Origin of the sequence: Streptomyces sp. NBC_01716, assembly GCF_036248275.1 — a bacterium.
Lineage (GTDB): Bacteria > Actinomycetota > Actinomycetes > Streptomycetales > Streptomycetaceae > Streptomyces.
Genome location: NZ_CP109181.1, coordinates 7,980,897 through 7,999,553, shown reverse-complemented (window position 1 = coordinate 7,999,553; position 18,657 = coordinate 7,980,897). Strand labels below are relative to the sequence as shown.

At 70.0% G+C, this 18,657-nt stretch carries 15 protein-coding genes and 2 pseudogenes; 12 read left to right on the top strand and 5 right to left on the bottom strand.

All coding sequences use genetic code 11. The annotated features are described in order from the left end of the window. Window positions 1-188: 188 nt before the first annotated feature. Window positions 189-815, top strand: coding sequence for a hypothetical protein (locus OIE74_RS35525; protein ID WP_329391192.1), 627 nt, complete (start codon window positions 189-191; stop codon window positions 813-815). Between the two features lie 129 nt (window positions 816-944). On the opposite strand, the gene OIE74_RS35520 is transcribed toward OIE74_RS35525, so the two are convergent. Further along, window positions 945-1,202 (bottom strand): hypothetical protein, encoded by a 258-nt coding sequence (locus tag OIE74_RS35520; RefSeq protein ID WP_329391189.1) that lies wholly within the window; start codon window positions 1,200-1,202, stop codon window positions 945-947. 7 nt (window positions 1,203-1,209) lie between these two features. On the opposite strand from OIE74_RS35520, the gene OIE74_RS35515 reads away from it, so the two are divergent. Beyond that, the gene (locus OIE74_RS35515) at window positions 1,210-2,406 is read left to right on the top strand and encodes a hypothetical protein (RefSeq protein WP_329391187.1); all 1,197 of its coding nucleotides are present in this window, start codon (window positions 1,210-1,212) and stop codon (window positions 2,404-2,406) included. Window positions 2,407-2,513: 107 nt separating this feature from the next. Here the strand turns inward: OIE74_RS35515 and OIE74_RS35510 are convergent. Then, window positions 2,514-2,678: pseudogene (locus tag OIE74_RS35510) on the bottom strand (LacI family transcriptional regulator); the annotation flags it as partial. Window positions 2,679-2,786: 108 nt separating this feature from the next. On the opposite strand from OIE74_RS35510, the pseudogene OIE74_RS38740 reads away from it, so the two are divergent. Then, a pseudogene (locus OIE74_RS38740) lies at window positions 2,787-2,888 on the top strand (hypothetical protein); the annotation flags it as partial. Between the two features lie 25 nt (window positions 2,889-2,913). Here OIE74_RS38740 and OIE74_RS35505 read toward each other — a convergent pair. The 3 genes from OIE74_RS35505 to OIE74_RS35495 form a co-directional block, all read right to left on the bottom strand. Then, on the bottom strand, window positions 2,914-5,343 hold the full coding sequence (locus tag OIE74_RS35505) for a glycoside hydrolase family 95 protein (protein ID WP_329391185.1): 2,430 nt from the start codon (window positions 5,341-5,343) through the stop codon (window positions 2,914-2,916). Next, window positions 5,336-5,506 carry a hypothetical protein gene (locus OIE74_RS35500; protein ID WP_329391182.1) on the bottom strand — a complete coding sequence of 57 codons (171 nt, stop codon included), beginning with the start codon at window positions 5,504-5,506 and terminating at the stop codon, window positions 5,336-5,338. Before OIE74_RS35500 ends, OIE74_RS35505 begins: the two co-directional genes overlap by 8 nt. Before the next feature lie 786 nt (window positions 5,507-6,292). Then, window positions 6,293-8,173 (bottom strand): right-handed parallel beta-helix repeat-containing protein, encoded by a 1,881-nt coding sequence (locus OIE74_RS35495; protein ID WP_329391180.1) that lies wholly within the window; start codon window positions 8,171-8,173, stop codon window positions 6,293-6,295. Between the two features lie 605 nt (window positions 8,174-8,778). Here OIE74_RS35495 and OIE74_RS35490 point away from each other — a divergent pair. From OIE74_RS35490 to OIE74_RS35450, 9 genes are all read left to right on the top strand, one after another. Next, a complete protein-coding gene (locus OIE74_RS35490; protein WP_329391177.1) occupies window positions 8,779-9,945 on the top strand; it encodes a GntR family transcriptional regulator in 1,167 nt (388 codons plus the stop codon). Window positions 9,946-10,396: 451 nt separating this feature from the next. After that, window positions 10,397-11,614: a mandelate racemase/muconate lactonizing enzyme family protein gene (locus OIE74_RS35485; protein WP_329392550.1), complete on the top strand. Its 1,218-nt coding sequence runs from the start codon at window positions 10,397-10,399 to the stop codon at window positions 11,612-11,614. Beyond that, window positions 11,611-12,633, top strand: coding sequence for a hydroxyacid dehydrogenase (locus OIE74_RS35480; RefSeq protein WP_329391174.1), 1,023 nt, complete (start codon window positions 11,611-11,613; stop codon window positions 12,631-12,633). Before OIE74_RS35485 ends, OIE74_RS35480 begins: the two co-directional genes overlap by 4 nt. A 5-nt stretch (window positions 12,634-12,638) precedes the next feature. Continuing rightward, the gene (locus OIE74_RS35475) at window positions 12,639-13,637 is read left to right on the top strand and encodes an aldo/keto reductase (protein WP_329391171.1); all 999 of its coding nucleotides are present in this window, start codon (window positions 12,639-12,641) and stop codon (window positions 13,635-13,637) included. Between the two features lie 20 nt (window positions 13,638-13,657). Then, window positions 13,658-15,103 (top strand): hypothetical protein, encoded by a 1,446-nt coding sequence (locus OIE74_RS35470; RefSeq protein ID WP_329391169.1) that lies wholly within the window; start codon window positions 13,658-13,660, stop codon window positions 15,101-15,103. Window positions 15,104-15,184: 81 nt separating this feature from the next. Then, a complete protein-coding gene (locus OIE74_RS35465) occupies window positions 15,185-16,450 on the top strand; it encodes an ABC transporter substrate-binding protein (RefSeq protein WP_329391167.1) in 1,266 nt (421 codons plus the stop codon). Window positions 16,451-16,452: 2 nt separating this feature from the next. After that, window positions 16,453-17,364, top strand: a complete 912-nt coding sequence (locus OIE74_RS35460) for a carbohydrate ABC transporter permease (protein WP_329391164.1) — start codon at window positions 16,453-16,455, stop codon at window positions 17,362-17,364. Beyond that, window positions 17,361-18,203 (top strand): carbohydrate ABC transporter permease, encoded by an 843-nt coding sequence (locus tag OIE74_RS35455; protein WP_329391162.1) that lies wholly within the window; start codon window positions 17,361-17,363, stop codon window positions 18,201-18,203. Before OIE74_RS35460 ends, OIE74_RS35455 begins: the two co-directional genes overlap by 4 nt. Window positions 18,204-18,240: 37 nt before the next feature. Then, window positions 18,241-18,582 carry an L-rhamnose mutarotase gene (locus OIE74_RS35450; protein WP_329391160.1) on the top strand — a complete coding sequence of 114 codons (342 nt, stop codon included), beginning with the start codon at window positions 18,241-18,243 and terminating at the stop codon, window positions 18,580-18,582. Window positions 18,583-18,657 lie beyond the last annotated feature (75 nt).

Here is an 18,657-nt window from a genome sequence, read left to right as displayed (position 1 = left end):
TCTCACCTCGGCACACCCCCCATATCCTCGCACGGCACACCCAACGCCCGTCAGGCGTAGTGGATTTGGCGGATCACCCTGCCCCGTGCACGCCGCGCGGGGTCTGGCGGGAAGGAGGCGCGGCGTTTTGGCGGAGCGCCGCCTCATCGCCTCGCCCAGACGGCTCGGCGTGGGGAAGAATGGGCAGAATGGCTGACAGCAGTGTGTGGTTCGGGGTCCTCGGGGCGCTGGGAGGCGCCGGCGTCGCGGGACTGGCGGCGGTCTACGGGCCCTTGCGGCTGCACCGCAGGCAGGTCGAACAGAAGGACGCCGAGAAGCTGGCCCTCTGGCGGGAGGGCGAGACCGCCCGGCTGCTCCTCGTCAGGGTGACCGGCCGCGCGTGGATCGACGCGCTGGAGCGGACCGTCCAGGACCTCGAGGCCGGTCGGCCGATGGACCTCGAACGGTACGACGACGTGATCGCCCAAGTCAGTACGGAAGCCCACAAGGCCGGGATCTCGCTGGCCTTCAGCGGTGCCTGGGTGGATTCCATGGAAACGTTGTCGCAGTCCGTTCCCATTCCCCCGGGCGTGGCGGAGGGTGACATACAGGCGGCCGAGGCCCGCGCCCGGCTCCTGGCCGCCCTGCGCGAGGCGACCCGGGTGGTACGCGCGGAGATCCTGCGGCGGACCGTACGGCCGCCCGAGGCGGAGGAGAACGAGGTCAGTCAGGAGGTGGCCGACGCAATGGAGCGGTCCAGGGTGGCGCGTGCCACGCTGAACGACGTCCTGTCCGACGAGATCAGCCACGTCACCGAGATATCACCCCGTCCATAGAAGCCCGCGACCTGGGCGCCACGCCGGGGCCAGTCGGGAACGTCGGTCTGTCGGGAACGCCAATCCGGCCGGAACGTGAACCCGGCCGGAAGCCCCTCGGGCAGGGCCCCGGCCGACCCGGGTGCCCGGCTACGGGGTGGTCGCCTGCGTCGCGTCGGCGAAGCGGGCGGTCAGCCAGACCGGGGCCACAATGGCCAAGCCCACCACGACAGCGTGCGCGCCCGCGTCGAAGGCCGCGCGTACCTCTTCCGGTGTCGCGTAGCCGCGTTCCGCTACGAGCGGCGTACCGGTCGGCTGGACGCACACGTTCCTCAGCCCGCGCCTGCTCGATCTGCCGTCGGCCGTCGTACGCGACGGGCGCCTCGCGCCGGACGGGCCGACGCTCAAGGCCCTCGTGGTCGACGGCGACGTCATGGTCGGCCGGGAGCACACGCTGGAGCTGGGCGTCGCCGAGAAGCTGCTCTCGTACGCGAAGGCCGGCCTGCCCATCATCCTCATCGGCGACTGGTCCAACGCCCGCGTCCCCGGCATCTCCCGCCCCGGCGGCGACGCGCGGCTGCGTCAACTCCTTGCGGACCTGGGCAAGTTGAAGTCGGTCCACATCGTGGCCGACCGCCCCAACGTGCCCGAGGCCATCGCCGCGCTCGGGCTGCGCCGCGACGTCGAGTACGCCCAGTCGTCCATGCTGCTGCACAGCCACCGCGCGACCGTCGAGGCCGACTGGTTCTATTTCGCCAACGACGCGGTGAGCAAGAAGGGTTCGACCGGTACCCGCATCACCCATGACGTCACGCTCACCACCAGGGTCAAGGGCGCGGTCCCGCGCCGCCTCGACCCGTGGACGGGCACGCTCACCCCGATCGCCCTGTACACCCGCACCGGCGACGGCCGCATCCGCCTCACCGTGGACCTCGAGCCCGGTGCGGTCACCGTCGTCGTGCCGGCCCGGCCCACCCGGGACACCCCCCGACGGCACGCCACCGCCACGCAGGCCGACTCCCTCCACGTGCGCGATGGGGGCCGCCTCGAAATGCGCGCCGCGGCCGCCGGAACGTACACCACCACGTTCGACGACGGGCGGATGACGAACACTGTCATCGGCGCGCTACCGCAGCCCGTCGCGCTGACCTCCTGGACGCTGACCGTCGACGACTGGCGCCCCGGGGCGAGCGCCACCGAGACGGCCCACGAGCAGCACGTCGTCCAACTGGACGCCCTCGCGCCCTGGTCGAAGATCCCCGGCCTGGAAGACGTCTCCGGTGTGGGCCGCTACCGCACCACCGTCGTCCTGGGCGACGACTGGTCCGAAGAGCACGGCGCGCTGCTTCACCTGGGCGGCGTCTTCGATACGTTCCGCGTACTCGTCAACGGCCGCGAGCTGCCACCGCTGGACCAGCTCGCCCGGGTCGCCGACCTCGGCACCCGGCTGCGGCGGGGCGCCAACACCATCGAGGCGGAGGTGGCGACGACCCTCCTGAACCGGCTGCGGGTCGCCCGCCCGTCAGTGTTCGGGGCCGGCAAACGGCAGGACTACGGGCTCATCGGCCCGGTACGGATCGTGCCGTACGGGCGGGGCACCGTGCAGGCGTAACAGGGCGCCCCGCACCGGAAAGACCATCGGCGGCCTGGTCGGGTGACCAGGCCGCCGATGGTCTTTCGGACGATCGCGCGCTCTTCAGACAGCTCCTCGCGCCGCTCTCAAGCCAGGTTCGACTTGCGGACCACCAACTCCGCTTGCAGCACGATACGTTGGTGGCGGTGCTCGCCCGCGTGGGCGTCGGTCTCCTGCAGCAGCATCTGGGCGGCCAGGGTGCCCGTGGTGCAGGCCGGCCGGCGAACCGACGTCGGCGGCACGGTGGCGGCCATCACGCTGCGGACCCCGGCGGTGGCGGTCACCGGCGCCCACAGGCGGGGCTGCCGTAGCGCACGCTCGGCGGCCCGGCGAGCGACGACTCCGGCTGCCCCGCGACCGCCACCGCGATGCCCTACTTCCAGTGGGACAACCGCGGCGACGGCGCGATGCGGGTACGGATGCCGCTGCGCGACCGACGGTCCGCTTCCGGCTCCGTGTGACGTGACGTTCCGCCGCTTCCCCGGGTCAGCGACCCGTCTTCGCGGCGGTCAGACGGTACCGGCCGCCCCGGCGAGTGTCGAAGGACACCACGCACTCCTCGGGGCGGTCGGCCCCGGCGCCCTCGACGTCCACCGGGTGCGGGGTGCGGACACGCACCGGGTTGCCGAGCAGGGAGCGGATCTCGACGTGCGTGATCCCGTCGGCCGTCCACGCGAGGTCGACCTCGAAGCCACCGCGGGAGCGCAGTCCGCGGAAGGATCCGGTGGGCCATGCCTCGGGCAGCGCCGGCAGGAGGTCAATCTCGTCGGCGTGGCTCTGCAGCAGCATCTCGGTGATGCCGGAGACGCCGCCGAAGTTGCCGTCGATCTGGAACGGCGGGTGCAGGTCGAAGAGGTTGGGGGCCGTGCGCGCCGGGGTGAGCAGGTCCGACAGGTGCTTGTAGGCGCGCGCCGGTTCCAGCAGTCTGGCCCACATGTTGATCTTCCAGGCGAGGGACCAGCCCTGCCCCGCCGTTCCCCGCAGCTCCAGGCTCTTCACCGCCGCCGCGGCGAGTTCCGGGGTCGTGCGCGGGTTGATCTGCCCGCTCGGGAACACCCCGTACAGGTGGGAGACATGGCGGCTCCGCACCAGCGCCGCCTCCTCCCAGTCCTCCAGCCACTCCTGGATCTGGCCGAGGTAGCCGATCCGCGTGGGCGCGAGGCGGTCGCGGATCTCGGAGACCCGTTCGACGAAGCCGGCATCACGGTGCAGCACCTTCGCGGCCTGCCGGTAGGCGTCGAACAGGTCGCGCAGGAGCTGCATGTCCATGGTGGGGCCGACGCAGATACTGACGCTTTCGCCCTCGTCCTGGTGGTGGGTGACCTCTGGGGACTGTGAGGGGTTGGTGACGAGCCATCCGGTCTTCGCGTCCACGACCAGCGTGTCGAGGAAGAACTCCACCGCGCCCTTGATCACCGGATAGTTGCGGATCAGAGCGCCCGTTTCACCGGTGAAGCGGTAGTGGTCCCAGAGCATCACGCACAGCCAGGCGCCTCCGGTCGGCCACATGCCGTACTGCGCGGCGTCCACCGGCGCGGTTCCCCGCCAGCCGTCCGTGTTGTGGTGCAACACCCAGCCCGGCGCGTCGTACATCGCCTTGGCGGTGCGGGTGCCGGACTCCGCCAGCTCGTGGACCATCTGCACGGCGGGGTCCCAGCACTCCGCCAGGTTGGCGGGCCCCGCGGGCCAGTAGTTCATCTCGAAGTTGATGTTGACGGTGTACTTGGATTCCCAGGCCGGGTTCAGGCTGTCGTTCCACAGGCCCTGGAGGTTGGCGGGCTGCCCCGGCGACCGGGAGCAGGAGGCCAGCAGGTAGCGGCCGTACTGGAAGTAGAGGGCGGCCAACTGCGGGTCCTTGCCGTCGGCGAAGAGCGGGATGCGCTGGTCGGTGGGCAGGCCGGCGCGCTCCGACGGGCCCAGGTCGATGCCGACCCGGGAGAACAGCCGCCGGTAGTCGGCCACGTGCCTGGTGCGCAGGTGCTCGTACCTTCGCTTCGCGGCCGGGTCGAGGTGGCGGCGGGCTCTGGCCTTCGGGTCGGCGCCGGCATCGAGGTAGTTGCGGTAGCTGGTCGCCATGGCGACCAGCAGGGTGACCGAGTCGGCGCCCTCGACGGTCAGCGCCCCCTGGTCGGTGGAGACCCGTCCGCCCTCGGCCTCGGCACGGGCCAGTGCGCGGAAGTGCACGGAACCGGGCAGGCCGTACCAGTCGCCGCTGACTCCATCGAGCGCGACGGTGTGCGCGTCCACCGCGGAGTCGGTCGACCGTTGGGGGGTGGTGAAGCGAGTGGTGAACCCGATACTCCCTGGAGTGTCCGTGGTCATCCGCACGACGACGACCTGGTCGGGGGTGCTGGCGAAGACCTCGCGCACATGGCGTACGCCGCCGCGCGTGTAGCTGGTGCGGGCGACCGCGGTCTCCAGGTCCAGCTCACGTTCGTAGTCGGTCACCTCGCCGGTTCCGGTGAAGGCGAGTTCGAGATCGCCGAGCACCTGGTAGGCAACCTGCTCCGAGGGGCTGCCGATGAACTTGGTGTCGATCAGCCGCTGCGCCTGGTTCCACTTCTCCTCCACGACCAGGCGGCGGATCTCGTCCAGGTGCTCCCCTGCGCCGGGACGGATGTAATCGTGCGGACCGCCGGCCCACACGCTGTCCTCGTTGAGCTGGAGCCGTTCGGTGTCCGTTCCGCCGAAGACCATGGCGCCGATCCGGCCGTTGCCGACCGGCAGTGCCTCCAGCCACTCCGCCGCCGGGGCCTGGTACCACAACCGCATCGGGTGAGTTCCGGTCCCGGTGGCCGACGGCGCGGTGGTGTCCGCCGCACCGATTGCCGCCTGCGCGACTCCGGTACTCAGCGCGGTCGCCGCCGCGGATGCTCCGGCCACGGCCAGGACGTGTCGTCGGGACAGCTCAGACATGGTGTGCCTCCAGGTGCGTCGTGCGGGCAGTTGGAGCGCAGGCCCCGCAGCGCACCCGTGACCGGGTGCGGCGCCTGCGCGATGTGCCGGGCGTGGTCGTGGTGGTTGCGGCGCCGGTCGCCTCCGCCGGAGCGGTCGCCGCGGCGGTCTCGCCGGTGGTCATCGCCAATTCCCTTCGCGGTACCAGGTGTCGAGCGCGGCGAACAGTGTCCGGTGCAGGGGGTCGCGCTGCCAGGCCCTCGCGCAGCAGCAGCGACGCGTGTTCCTGGAAGGCGAGACAGCCAGCCGGCGCGGTCGCAGCCAGGCGCGCTCCACGGTGTTCAGGGTGTCTGCGGCAGAAGCCCTGCCAATGGCTGTCGCTCCGCCGGTCGGGCGTCGGGTCGGGTCGGGCCAGTTCCTCCAGCGGGGCGTAGATGCGTGGGTGGTCCCAGGTCAGCCCGCGCCGTTCGGTGGTGTCGGTGCGCACCGCAGCCGGGGTGGTCGTCGCGTTCCCGCCTCCTTCTCTGCTGGTCGTGCGCTAGGCCGTGTTTCAGGGCAGGCGGGACTTCTAAAACACGGCCTAAAGCGTGTTGCAGAACGACAGAACGATCTCCCGCGGACGCTTCGCGACGCATGCCAAGACGGTGGAAACGGGGGTGCAATCGGGCAGTCGATCTTGCCGCGGGTGGCTGGATCTGAGCGTGATCGCGGTTCTGCAACACGCTTTAGGGCCGGACGGCGCTGCGGGCACGAGCTCCTCGGGGTTCGGGTGAGGTGGGCGCGCAACCGGTCCCGGCCGTGGCACGGGGCCGGACCGTGTCCGGCGGCGTGGGCGTGCGGATCGGTGGGGCGGCGGCGCGAGTGCGTCGCCCCACCGATCCCCGGGGGGGTACGGGCCGGTCCGGCCGGTCGTCTCCGGCTCCGGCGGCCGGGCCCGTACCTCTCGTGGAGGTGTCCGGTCAGCGACTGGTCACTGGGTGTCGCCCTCGGGCAGCGGGTACGGGAAGGAGGCGGTGACGCCGATCTTGTCGTACTCCATCCTGGAGGCGTCGTAGTCCGCTTCCCAGTTGGCGTTCTCGACCTCGTTGCACTGGTAGCTCTGGTACTTCTGGTCCGTGACCTGGCCGACTTCGATGTCCTCGAAGCTGAAGCCGCAACCGCCGGCGTCCATGTGCACACCCCGGGTGCCGCTGTCCGGCATGGAGGCGTCCGGGAGCACGTCTCCGATGACGACCTGTCGCACGTGGTTGTCGATCGTGTGCGGCTCGACGTTGCTGACGCCATAGGTGTAGAAGGCGCCCATGTCACCGCTGTCCAGGCCGGCTTCTTCGATGCGCAGGTACTCGAAGGTGTTGTTCCGGGCGTAGTTGTCCGCGGGCGCGACCTCCGGCCGTACTTCGAGGCTCACGCCGTAGCGGGCGCTGTGCTTGATGTGGCTGTGACTGATCGTGTTGTTGCCGGTGCCGACGAGTTCGATGCCGGAGGCATCGCCGGGCACCAGTTCGCCGTAGTGGGTGATGTAGTTGTTGGTCAGCAGGTGGCCGTTGGAGGTGCTGCCCTCGCCTGGGTACGGTCCCTCGATCTTGATGCCGTCGCCGCCGATGTTCTCCAGCAGGCTGTCGCGGACCGTCAGCCCGTCGTTGGCGAACAGGGCGTACACCGCGTGGTACCCGGTGTCGGACAGGTGCAGCCGGGACAGGGTGATGTCCTTGCTGTTGGTCACGGTGACGGCACCGAAGCGGTTGCGCGGCATCTCGATCTGCCGGTCGTACTCGGGGTATTTCTGCGGCTCTCCGGAGTCGCCGTCACTGATCCAGCCGTAGCGGTACCAGTCGACGAAGTCGGTGTACTGGAGGGAGAGTCCGTCGAGGCTGATGTCCTTCACCCGGCGGTCCGGGTCGGCGCCGGCCAGGTTGAACAGGGTCTTCACCGTGGGCCGCAGTACGACGGCGTCGTCGATGTCGCCGCGCGGCTTGTAGTAGAGGTGCCCCTTCTTGAAGTCCATGTAGTACTCGCCCGCCTGGTCCAGGAAGTCGAGCGAGTTCTGCAGAAAGTACCTTGATCCGCCCCGGGAGTTGATGAGCGCGTACCGGGTCCAGTACTTGAGCGTCATCTGGTTCTTCACCGGGTTCCAGTCCCGGATCGGGACGGTGTCGGTGAACCAGCTCCAGCTGCCGCCCGACCAGACGACGGCCTGGGCGTTGGAGAGGTCCCACTTCGCGTCCCACTCACCGGGGTTGGAGTAGAGCCACTGGCGCACGGCCTCCTTCTCCGGCTCCTTGAGTACGGAGGTCATGTAGGGCGCCCACGCGTCGTCGGCCTTGCGGTTGGGGTAGCGGGCTGTGGTGGCGCGCTTGCCGTCCTCGAAGAGGGTGTAGAAGGGCTTGTCCGTTCCGACGTCGGCGCGGTAGACGCCGTCCTTGTACTCCTCCCAGCCGGTGACCGGAGCGGCGCCCATCACCCGGGCCTTGCCCGCGCCGTCGTAGGAGCGGTAGACGACCTTGTGTCCGCCGGCGCCCGAGTCGCGGTCGTCGAAGTCGATGGTCCTGCTCACCGGATAGTCACCGGCGCGCAGGTTGACGTGGATGTCGCACGCCATCCGGCCGGCGCGGTTGAGTCCCTTGTCGCGGATGTGGTCGCGTGCGCCCTCGACGGTCTTGAACGGCCGGCTCTTGGTGCCCTTGGCCTTGTCGCTCCCGTCGGGTGCGACGAAGAGCTCGGTCGCCTTGCACTCGGCCGGTTTCGCGTTCGCGTCGGGGACGTTCAGCGTCGTCCCGCTGACCAGCAGGGCGCCGGCCGCGAGCAGCAGTGGAAGTCTTGACCTTCGTCGCACGAAAGTGGTGATGGACATGGAGCCTCCTTGCCACGCGTGTGGCGTGGCTTCGTCGTTCGGCCGTGGACGCGTGGACGACAGGTGAGGGCAGAGGTGGGTGCCGGACCGGCACATGCTCGTGTGCGGCGGAGACGATGCCCGCGTACGTCGTCGGGGCACCACGTTCGGCCTGTCGTCGCTCGCGGTCACCGGTGAGCAGGCGCGCTCGGCCCGGCGCGCGGGCACGTCATGGACGCGGGAGAGAATCCGGCCGGTTGTGCGCGAGTACGGCGGTGCCGTCGCGCGGGCCGTCCGTCATTGCCGGGGGCCGCCGGCCCCGTCGGTCGGTGCCAGGTCTTCCGGGCTCGGGGGCCCGGTCCGGAAAGGGTGTTCAGGAGTGGACGAACGAGGTGGCGCGGGCTCTGTCGGCCTCACTCCCCCGGTCCGTCGATCACGCAACGTTTCCTCCTCGGCGGGCATCGGTGAGCACGATCCAGTGGGTCACTGATCGAGCACGACAAGTAAGGTGTTCGCCCCCGGGCCCCGTCAATACGCGGGCGTGAACAATAAGTTGATGCATGGGGGGCAGGCGCCGTCCCTGCCCTCCGAGTCATAAATCCACGCTTCCATGGAGTGGCGACGCCATGAAAATTCCCGATCCGTCGGCGTTTCCGCAGCTCAGCCGGGAGGACCGGGCGGCTCTCTCGGACTACTCGCGTCGGCCGCCCGGGGCGCTCCGGCTGCGCGGCAGCATCGTCCTGGCCTGCGCCGAGGGTCTGACCAACGCGGAGGTGTCCCAGCGGCTGCAGGTCAGTCCGGCCACGGTGGCGAAGTGGCGTGGGCGCTTTCTGCGGCTGGGTACGGCCGGGCTGAGCGACGCGCCCCGGCCGGGTCGACCGCGCAGCGTCACCAGGCAGGAGGCGGAGGCGCACATCGCCGGGCTGCTGGCACGGGCCGGGAAGGGCGCGCCGATGCCCTCCACCCGCTCGCTGGCGCAGGCGCTGGGCCTGTCACAGTCCACGGTGGCGCGCATCTGGCGCGAACAGGCGGCCGAGCTCCCCGAACCACCGGAGCCACACCCCCGGCACCAGCGCCCGCGGGTGTCGGAGACCGGCAGGTCTGCGCCGCTACCCGCCCGCAGACCGCGCCAGTTGCTCTCCGACCACGTCTACACCCTGCTGCGCGAGTGGATCGTCGGCGGTGAACTCGTACCGGGCCAGCGCCTGGTGGAGTCGGAGATCGCCCGACGAGTCGGCACCAGCCACGCTCCGCCCCGCGAGGCGATCAAGCGCCTGGCGTACGAAGGGCTGGTCATCTCCCAGCCGCACCGGGGCAGTTACGTCGCACGGATCTCCGAGCGGCAGGCACAAGATGTACGCGACATACGGGTCATGTTCGAGGAGTACGTGGCCCGCCGCACGGCAGGCCACCTGGACGCCGAGCACACCAGAGTGCTGGCGCAGGACGTGGCGCTCCTGCGTCACGCGGCGGACAAGGGCGACATCGCGGGCTTCCGCAGCGCCGACATGTCGTTTCACCGGCATGTCTGCGAGGCCGCGCGCAACGACGCGTTGATCCGCCTGTGGCGCATGATCGAGTCCAGCCTGTGGGATCTGCATGTGCTGGGCGACCCGCGTTACGTCGGCGGCTGGGGCGCCCTGGCCGAGCACCACGCGGAGCTGCTGGACGTCCTGCGCTCCGGGGATCCCGATGTCGCGGGTCCGATGTTCGCCGCCCACGCGGCGGGTGAGGTGGACGGCCACCTCTCCGATCCGGCAGGGGCGGCCCCGGAGGATTCCTCCGGGCAGTGAGGCGAGGGGACCCGTCCCGGCGTTCGGGCTCTCCGGAGCGCCACGCGGACGGGTACGCGCAGGTCAACGAGCGGGGGACCGCGCCGATTCCGCGGATCACGCACGGCCGAAGCGTGCCAATTCGCCCACCCCGCGCGCCGCATCCGGATGTTAACGGGGGACTTCCAGGTCGTCACTTGTATGATACGTTACGACTGTTGAGGGCGCGGTCCGGGTCCCCGGCGGCGTGCCACGCCGTTCCCCGCCCCGACGAAGAGTCACCGCGGAACATCCAGCAAGGTGCGGTCGTCGACCGCGAGCCACGCGTCCCGACGCGCTCCCCCATGGCCCGCGATCGTGACTCGCTCCCGAGACCTACCCGAGCCAGGGACGTACCGGCCACCTCGGCGGCGTCCCGGAGGCGACATCACCTCCGCCCGGGACGGCGAACGAGGACGCAGAGGGGGAGCACATCAAGATCACCGGATACCGGACCCTCCGGACCGTGCACAACTGGGGCCGCCCCGTCGGAGACGCGAACGGCTTCGTCGCGAACGGAATCACCGAAGTCCCGGTCCTGCTGGTCGACACCGACGCCGGTCTCACCGGTGTGGGGCTCGGCGCCCATGCCGCGGCGGAAAGTATCTTCCCCGCCGTCGAGGGCCACGATCCGCGCGCTGTCACCGCGCTCTACGACCGGATGCTGGCCCACACGTTCAAGAGCGGTCACGGCGGCGCCGTCTTCGGCACCATCGGCGCCTTCGACATGGCGCTCTGGGACCTCAAGGCGAAGATGGCCGAGGAGCCCCTGTGGCGCACGCTCGGCGCCGCCGACCGCTTCGTGCCCGGTTATGCCTCGGGCCTCGACATCGCGCTCGGGGACGACGAACTGGTGGCGCTGTACGCGGACTGGGCGGAACGCGGCTTCACCAGCGCCAAGATCAAGGGTGGTCTCGACCCGGACAGCGACATCCGCCGGCTGACCGCGGTGGCGGAGGTACTGCGCGACAACACCCGTTCCCCCGCCCTGATGCTGGACGTCAACGAGACCTGGGGCAGGCACCAGGCGGTCCGCCTCCTCGCCCGTATCGAGGACCAGGTCGAGATCGCCTGGATCGAGGAGCCGGTGCGCCGTTGGGACGTGGCGGGCAACCGCGCCGTGGGCCGTGCGGCCCGCACCGCCGTCGCCTCTGGCGAGAACCTGACCGGCCTCGAACAGTTCCGCCCCCTGCTGGCCGCGGACGCCGTCCAGGTGGTGCAGACCGGCAGCGTCTGGGGCATCACCCACTTCCTGCGCGTCGCCGTCCTGGCGCACGGCCAGGATCTGCCGGTCAGCCCGGTCGGCTACGAAGGCAACCCGCTCGCCCACGCCGCCGCTGCGGCACCCAACCATCTGGTCACCGAGGTGCAGGACACCTCCACCCCCGTGGGCCTCACGGTCGACCAGGTGATCGCGGACGACGGCATCGTCCTCGGTGACTCCCCCGGCCTCGGCATCTCGGTGGACGAAGCGGCCCTCGCGCGCCTGGACGGGACAGCCGGGTGGTCCCAGCCCGCCGGGCCGCACGTACGGCCGGTCGCCGCCGGTCTGCGTCTCGTGGCCGAGTCCGGCTCTGACGGCCGCCGCGCCCGTGCCGACGCCGAACGCCCGACGCGCGGCGGGCAGAGCGAGAGGGAGGCGTCCCCGTGACGCGACCACGTGCCGTGCTGTCCATGAACCCCCCGCGGCTGGCCCGGTCCCTTTTCGACGAGGACGCACTCGCCCGCCTGCACCGTGCCGCCGACATCGACACGGATCTCGTTCTCACGGAGCTGGACTCCGCGCGTTCCCGGGACGCGCTGGCCGGGGTCGACATCCTGGTCGCGGGCTGGAACGCGCCCGTCGTCCGGGTCGCCCACCTGCCGTACACCGCGCGGCTGCGGGCCGTGATCTACGCGGGTGGGGTCGCCGCGACCTGTCTGGAGGACCCCGCGGCGTTCGCCGCCCGTGGAGTGGTCGCGGCCAACGCCCGCGTCGCCAACTCCTGGCCCGTGGCCGAGTACGCGCTCGCCATGATCCTGCTGGCCGGGAAGCGCGTCCTGCCGGCGGGACGCGCCTACCGGCGGACCCGGACTCCGCCGGACAACTTCGCCGTGCCCGAGGGGTTCGGCAACTACCGGCAGACCGTGGGCATCGTCGGCGCCTCCGCAGTGGGCCGCACGGTCCTCGACCTGCTGCGCCCCTTCGACCTGGACGTGCTCCTGTACGACCCTACGCTCGCGCCGGAGGAGGCCGCCGGCCTCGGCGCGCGGCCGGTGGAGCTCGACGAACTCATGAGGAGCAGCCAGGTGATCTCACTGCACCAGCCCCTGACGCCCACGACGCGGGGGCAGATCAACGGGGGGCGGCTCGCCCTGATGCGCGACGGAGCGACGCTGGTGAACACGGCACGCGGCGCCGTCGTCGACCAGGAGGCGCTGACCGCCGAACTGCGCACCGGCCGGATCGACGCCGTGCTCGACGTCACCGACCCGGAGCCGCCCGCTGCCGACAGCGAACTGTGGACGCTCGACAACGTCCTGCTCACCCCGCACACAGCCGGTTCCATGGGGGGTGAGCTGCACCGCATCGGCGACGCCGTCGCCGGCGAGGTGGAGCGGTTCGCCGCGGGACTCCCCTTCGCCCATCCCGAGGACCTGACGTTCTCGGCGCGTACGAGGGTCCGGTGAGCCGGATGCGTACCCGCGTCTGCCCGCGCTCCCCCGTGCTGACCGAACTCGGCCTCGGAGCGGCCCAGCTGGGGAACCTCGCTCGCGTGACCAGCGACGAGGACGCCCGGGGCGCCGTCGACTCGGCCTGGGAAAGCGGTGTCCGGTACTTCGACACGGCTCCGCACTACGGACTCGGGCTCTCCGAACGCCGCCTGGGTGCCGCGCTCGCGCGGCGGCCCCGCGAGGAGTACACCGTCTCCACCAAGGTGGGGCGGCTGCTGGAGCCGAGTCCGGAGACCGCGCATCTCCTCGACGACGGCGGATTCGCAGTGCCCGCGGCGTTCCGCCGGAGCTGGGACTTCAGCAGGGACGGAGTCCTGCGCTCGCTGGAGGGCAGCCTGGAACGCCTCGGCCTCGACCACATCGACGTCGTCTACCTCCACGACCCGGACGAACACTGGCAGGCGGCGTCCACCACGGGCTTCGACGCCCTCGTGGAACTCCGGGACCAAGGTGTGGTGAAGGCGGTGGGCGCGGGCATGAACCAGGCCGCGATGCTCACGGAGTTCGTCCGCCACTGCGACACCGACATCGTCATGGTGGCCGGCCGTCACACCCTGCTCGACCACTCCGCCCAGGCCGAACTGCTGCCGCTCGCCCGGGAGCGCGGCGTGGGCGTCGTCGCTGCGGCGGTCTACAACTCCGGGCTGCTCGCGGCGCCGCGTCCGCCGGCCGGCGCCGGCTACGACTACCGGCCCGCCTCCCCCGAACTGACCCGCCGTGCCACCGCCATTGCTGACGTCTGCGAACGCCACGGCATCACCCTGCCGGAGGCCGCCCTCGCCTACCCCCTGCTCCATCCCGGGGTCACGTCGGTGGTGCTCGGCGCCCGGGACGCCGGCCAGTCCCGGACCAACGCCGACCGGCTGACGGCCTGCGTACCCGACGCGCTCTGGGACGAACTGACCGCGCTCGGACTACTTCCCGAAGGCCCTCCGACGCCGACCCGCGCGGCCGTGTGAACCACCCCGGAAGGAACGCCATGGAACACCGCACGACCAGGCCGGACACGGCCGCGCTGGCCGGCTGGCTGCACAGCTGGGTGACGGACGAAGGGGCGATCAACGGCTTCCACAACCACAGCGTGTGGGGGACGAATCCGTTCACCTTCCTCGACTTCACCAGCGGACACACCACCTTCGCGGGTCCGGCCGTCGGCGCCTTCGCCCAGGCGTTGGCCGAGCAGCCCGACGAGCGGGGCGTCGACCTGCTGCGGCGGCTGCTTCGCTACCAGTCGACCGAGTTGCAGGCCGACGGCCAGTACCAGCACATCGGCTTCCAGGTCGGCGAGTCGGCCACCACCGGGCTCATCCACAACGCCGTCGGCAGCCTCGGCATGCTCCTCGCGCTGAAGCACGCCCGTCATCTGCTGCCCGCCGACGAAGTGAGCGGCGTGCTGGCCGCCGTCCGGCGCAACCTGGACGCCTGCGAGATGTACGGGGGCGGCCGGGCCGGCGAGGACGGCACCTGCAACCAGGAGTACGCACGGGTCTGGGTCAAACAGCTCTACACCGAACTGGCCGACGACAAGACCTACGCGGGCCAGATACCCGAGGATCTCGCCACTCTGATCGGCCTCTTCCACCACCGGGGGGTGCCCGACGCGGAGAGCGCCGGAACTTTCCGTACGGTGCGTGACCGCACCGAGGGCGGCATCCTGGAGCCGGCCGAGTACTACGGCCTCATGATCGTCCCTCTGGTGCTCGGCTACCGCGCCTACGGCGACCCGGGCCTGCTGGCCGAGGCGAAGCGCCTGTGCCGGCACGTCGTACGTTCCGCCTGGACCGACGCCACGGGCGCCACCCGCTACCACCGTTACTGGTACGTGCGGGACGGCCGTTCCCTGAAGACGGACACGCCCATGCTGATCGCGGGCATGGGACTCACCCTCTACGGCATCCACGAGGTGCTGGCCGAGGAACCGGACGCCGAGCTGACAGCCTTCACCGAGGCGTGTTTGGCGACCTACACCCACTACCAGACGCCCGGCGGCTACTTCGCCTCCGCCAGCGGCTGGCACACCGAGGCCGACATCGCGCCCAGCACCGCCTGGCACGCCCACGACCTGATGTTCCTGATGGCCGAACTGGGTCCGGGCGACGGGTTCTGGGACAAGGTGTTCGCCCCCAGGGAGCGGCAGTCGGTGCTGATCAGCGACCGTGCCTTCTGGGCCGAGTCAGGTGTCCATTGGTGCGTACGCTCCCCGCTCACCGCGGGGGACCTGCACCTCTACGGCCGCAAGGACATGGACACGTTCGCCCGGGAGTTCTTCTCCTGGACCGACCGCGAGCCGCTGCCCGAGAACCTTCACTACCCGCGCGTTCCCGAGTTCTTCGTCGCCAACGACGGTATCTACCGTGTCGACAGCGAGGAAGCCCCCACCGACATCACGGCCGTGGGCCCCCTGCCCTACCGGGGCCGACTGTGACGCCGGACCGCACGTCCCACCCCTCACTGTCCGGTGAATGCTGATCCCCAGTTTCCCCGAAGGAAAAGAGAGACGACAATGATGTCTGCCAACAGAGGGAGCACGGCGCGCCTCGCCTCCCTCGCCGCCATGGTTCCGCTGACGCTCCTCGCGGCCTGCTCCTCGGGTACCGGCCAGTCCGGCGGCGAGGACGGCGAGATCCGGATGATGGTCAACCTGACCGACAACCTGGACCAGGCCTACTGGGAGAAGCTGGTCAAGCCGTTCGAGGACGAGACCGGTCTGAAGGTGAAGATCGAGGGGCCGACCGGCAAGTCCGTGGCCGAGTCCTTCCCCCAGCAGCTGGCCGCGGGGACCGCGCCCGACGTCATCCAGTCGATCTTCCCCGACGACGACACGGCGCCCGAACTGCTCGACCTGACCGACGAGGACTGGGCCAAGGACACCCCGATGTTCGACGAGTACGCCCTCGGCGACGCGCACTACGCGGTCGGTGTCGGCACCCAGACGCAGTCGCTCGTCTACTACAACAAGACCGCCTTCGAGAAGGCCGGCATCAAGGAGACCCCCACGACCTGGGACGGCCTGGCGGACGACATGGCCGCGCTGAAGAAGGCCGGTTACACGCCGATGCAGACCGCCGGGGACTACATGACCGGTCTCCAGCTCCAGCAGGTCTACCACCCCACGCTCAACCAGGCGCATCCGAAGTGGCAGAGCGCCGTCAAGGACGGAGAACTCGCCGTCGGCGACGCCTACGAGCCGGCGTTCCAGAAGTACGCGCGGTGGATAGACGCCGGCTACATAGCCAAGAGCGACGTCGGTCTCAACCCCTCGCAGGCGGACGGCAACTTCGTCGCGGGCAAGGTGGGCCTCTACACCAACGGCAGTTGGTTCGCCGCCACGCTCGACAAGGCCGGAAAGCTTCCCTTCGAGGTGGGCGTGTTCTCCCCGCCGGTCGAGGACGGCGAGAGTCACCCGGGTCCGCAGGGCGCCACCATGGCCAACCCTTACATGGTGAGCAAGGACGCCACCGACGCGGACGGCGCCAAACAACTGGTGGAGTACCTGGTCACGGACCCGGCTGCCGTGGAGACTCAGCTCGGCTCCGACGGAGTGTTCCGCCAGGGCTCCGAGGTCGAGCAGACCGGTGTCGACGCCCAGATCCAGGGTGTTCTCGACGACGCTCCCGAACTGGTCGCCGTCGGCGAGGGCCAGGGCAATGTCCGGCTGCCCGTGACGGGCTTCAACCCGAAGTTCACCGAGGTCGCGCAGAGCCTCTACACGGGAGCGAGCCCGGCGGACGCCGCCAAGGCCATCGACCAGTGGGTCGACGAGAACCGCTGACCATGGCACTGAAATCCATTTCGAGGCCGCGGAGATGGCGCGACGCCGGCGCTGCCGTCAGCATGGTCGTCCCCGCGGTGCTCATCTACGCCGCTCTGCTGGTCGTCCCGGTGGTCTACGCCGTCTACTACAGCTTCACCGAGTACAACGGATTCCCCAGCCGGGTCCCCGAGTTCGTCGGTCTGGAGAACTACCGGCACATCTTCGACTCCGACGACATGACGCGCACCATGGTGGTCACCGCCGTGGTGGCCGTGGTGGGCGCGATCGTGGTGAACCTCGCGGCTCTGGGGCTCGCGCTGCTCCTGCAACGCACCAACCGGTTCAACACCTTCGGCCGCGTGGTCATGTTCTATCCGCACGTGCTCAGCGCGTTGGTCGTCGGCTTCCTGTGGCAGGCCATCCTCGGGCCGCAGGGCGTGGTCAACACCATGCTGGAGAAGGTCGGCACCGACAGCCTGCCCTTCCTCAGCGACCCCGACTGGGCACTCTGGTCGATGATCACCGTCATCGCCTGGTCCCTGTTCGGCGTCCAGCTGATCCTCTATCTGGCAGGCCTCCAGGCCGTGTCGGCGGACCTGCTGGAGGCGGCGAGGCTCGACGGCGCGGGCAGATGGCAGACGTTCCGTGCCGTCACCTGGCCCTCGCTCGCCTCCACGGTGACGGTCGCCGTGCTCACCTCGGGCATCTCGCTCCTCAAGACGTACGACGTCGTGGTGTCGCTGACCGGAGGCGGCCCCGCGGGGTCCACCAAGACCCTCGCCTACTCGATCCTCGCGGTCTCGTTCCCGCAGCGGGACATCGGCCTCGCATCGGCGCAGGCCGTGCTGCTGATCCTCGCGGCCGCGGTCCTGTCCCTCACGGTCCTCGTCCTGCGCAGGCGCGCCGAGGACGACGCGGAGTCCATCGGATGAAGAAGACACTCAACTCGGCGGCCACCGTGCGAGTGGTGTTCATCACCCTGGTGTCCCTCGGCATGCTCGTGCCGATGTACATCCTGGTGGTCAACGCCTTCAAGAGCCAGCAGGACATCCTCGCCAACCCCTTCACGCTGGACTTCGGCTCCCTCACGTTCCAGTACCTCGCGGACGCCTGGAACAACCCGGACTTCAGCATCCTGAACGGGTACGGCACCACCATCGCCCTGGTGCTCTGCGTGAACGCGCTCGCGATGGGCGTGTGCGCGCCGGCGGCGTACGTACTGGCACGCACGCCGAGACTGATCTCCAGGATTCTTCTGTTCTTCTTCATCGCGGGCATGTTCATCCCGACCCAGGTGATCCTGGTGCCGGTCATCTTCGTGCTGCGCGCGGTCGGTCTGATGGGGACCATGCCGGGGCTCGTCCTGTTCATGACGGCCACCACCGTCCCGTTCACGCTGTTCGTCCTCTTCGGCTACATCAGGATGCTGCCCAGGTCGCTGGACGAGGCGGCCGCCATCGACGGGGCCGGCAGGTACTACACCCTGTGGCGGATCATCGTCCCGCTGATGCGGCCGATCCTGGCCACCGTGTTCATCCTCAACTCCCTGAGCGTCTGGAACGACTTCGCCAGCCCGCAGATGATCCTCGGCCCCGGCAGCGGCGTCTACACGGTGACCACCGGTGTGTACGCGGCCGTCGGCCAGTACTCCACGGACTACACCAAGGTGTTCCCGACACTGCTGCTCGCGGTCATCCCGATCCTGGTGATCTTCGTCGTGATGCAGCGTCACGTCATGAGCGGTCTCGCGGCGGGAGCCGTCAAGGGCTAGGCCGTGTCCACGAAGTCCCCGCCAAGGAGCCATCGCCATGTCCGCACCCCGGACGCCCCGCCGCGTCGGGTCCGTGATCCATCTGCGTCCTGAACAGGAGGCGAGGTACCGGGAGTTGCACCGGAACGTCCCCGTGCAGGTGCTGGACACTCTGTCGCGCGCCCACATCACCTCGTACTCCATCTTCCTGCGTGACCACACACTGTTCGCGTACTACGAGTACACCGGCGACGACTACGAGGCCGACATGGCCGCCGTCGCCGCGGATCCGGCCACCCGGGAGTGGTGGGCGCTGACCGACCCCTGCCAGCGGCCCCTCGACTCGGCGGAGCCCAGCGAGCGCTGGGTGAACGCCGAGGAGGTGTTCCACCTGGACTGAATTCCGGCCCTGTTTCCTGCCGTCCCCACCCTTGTGCCCGCCCCCACAGGTCCCCTACTGTGCACATGTCATACA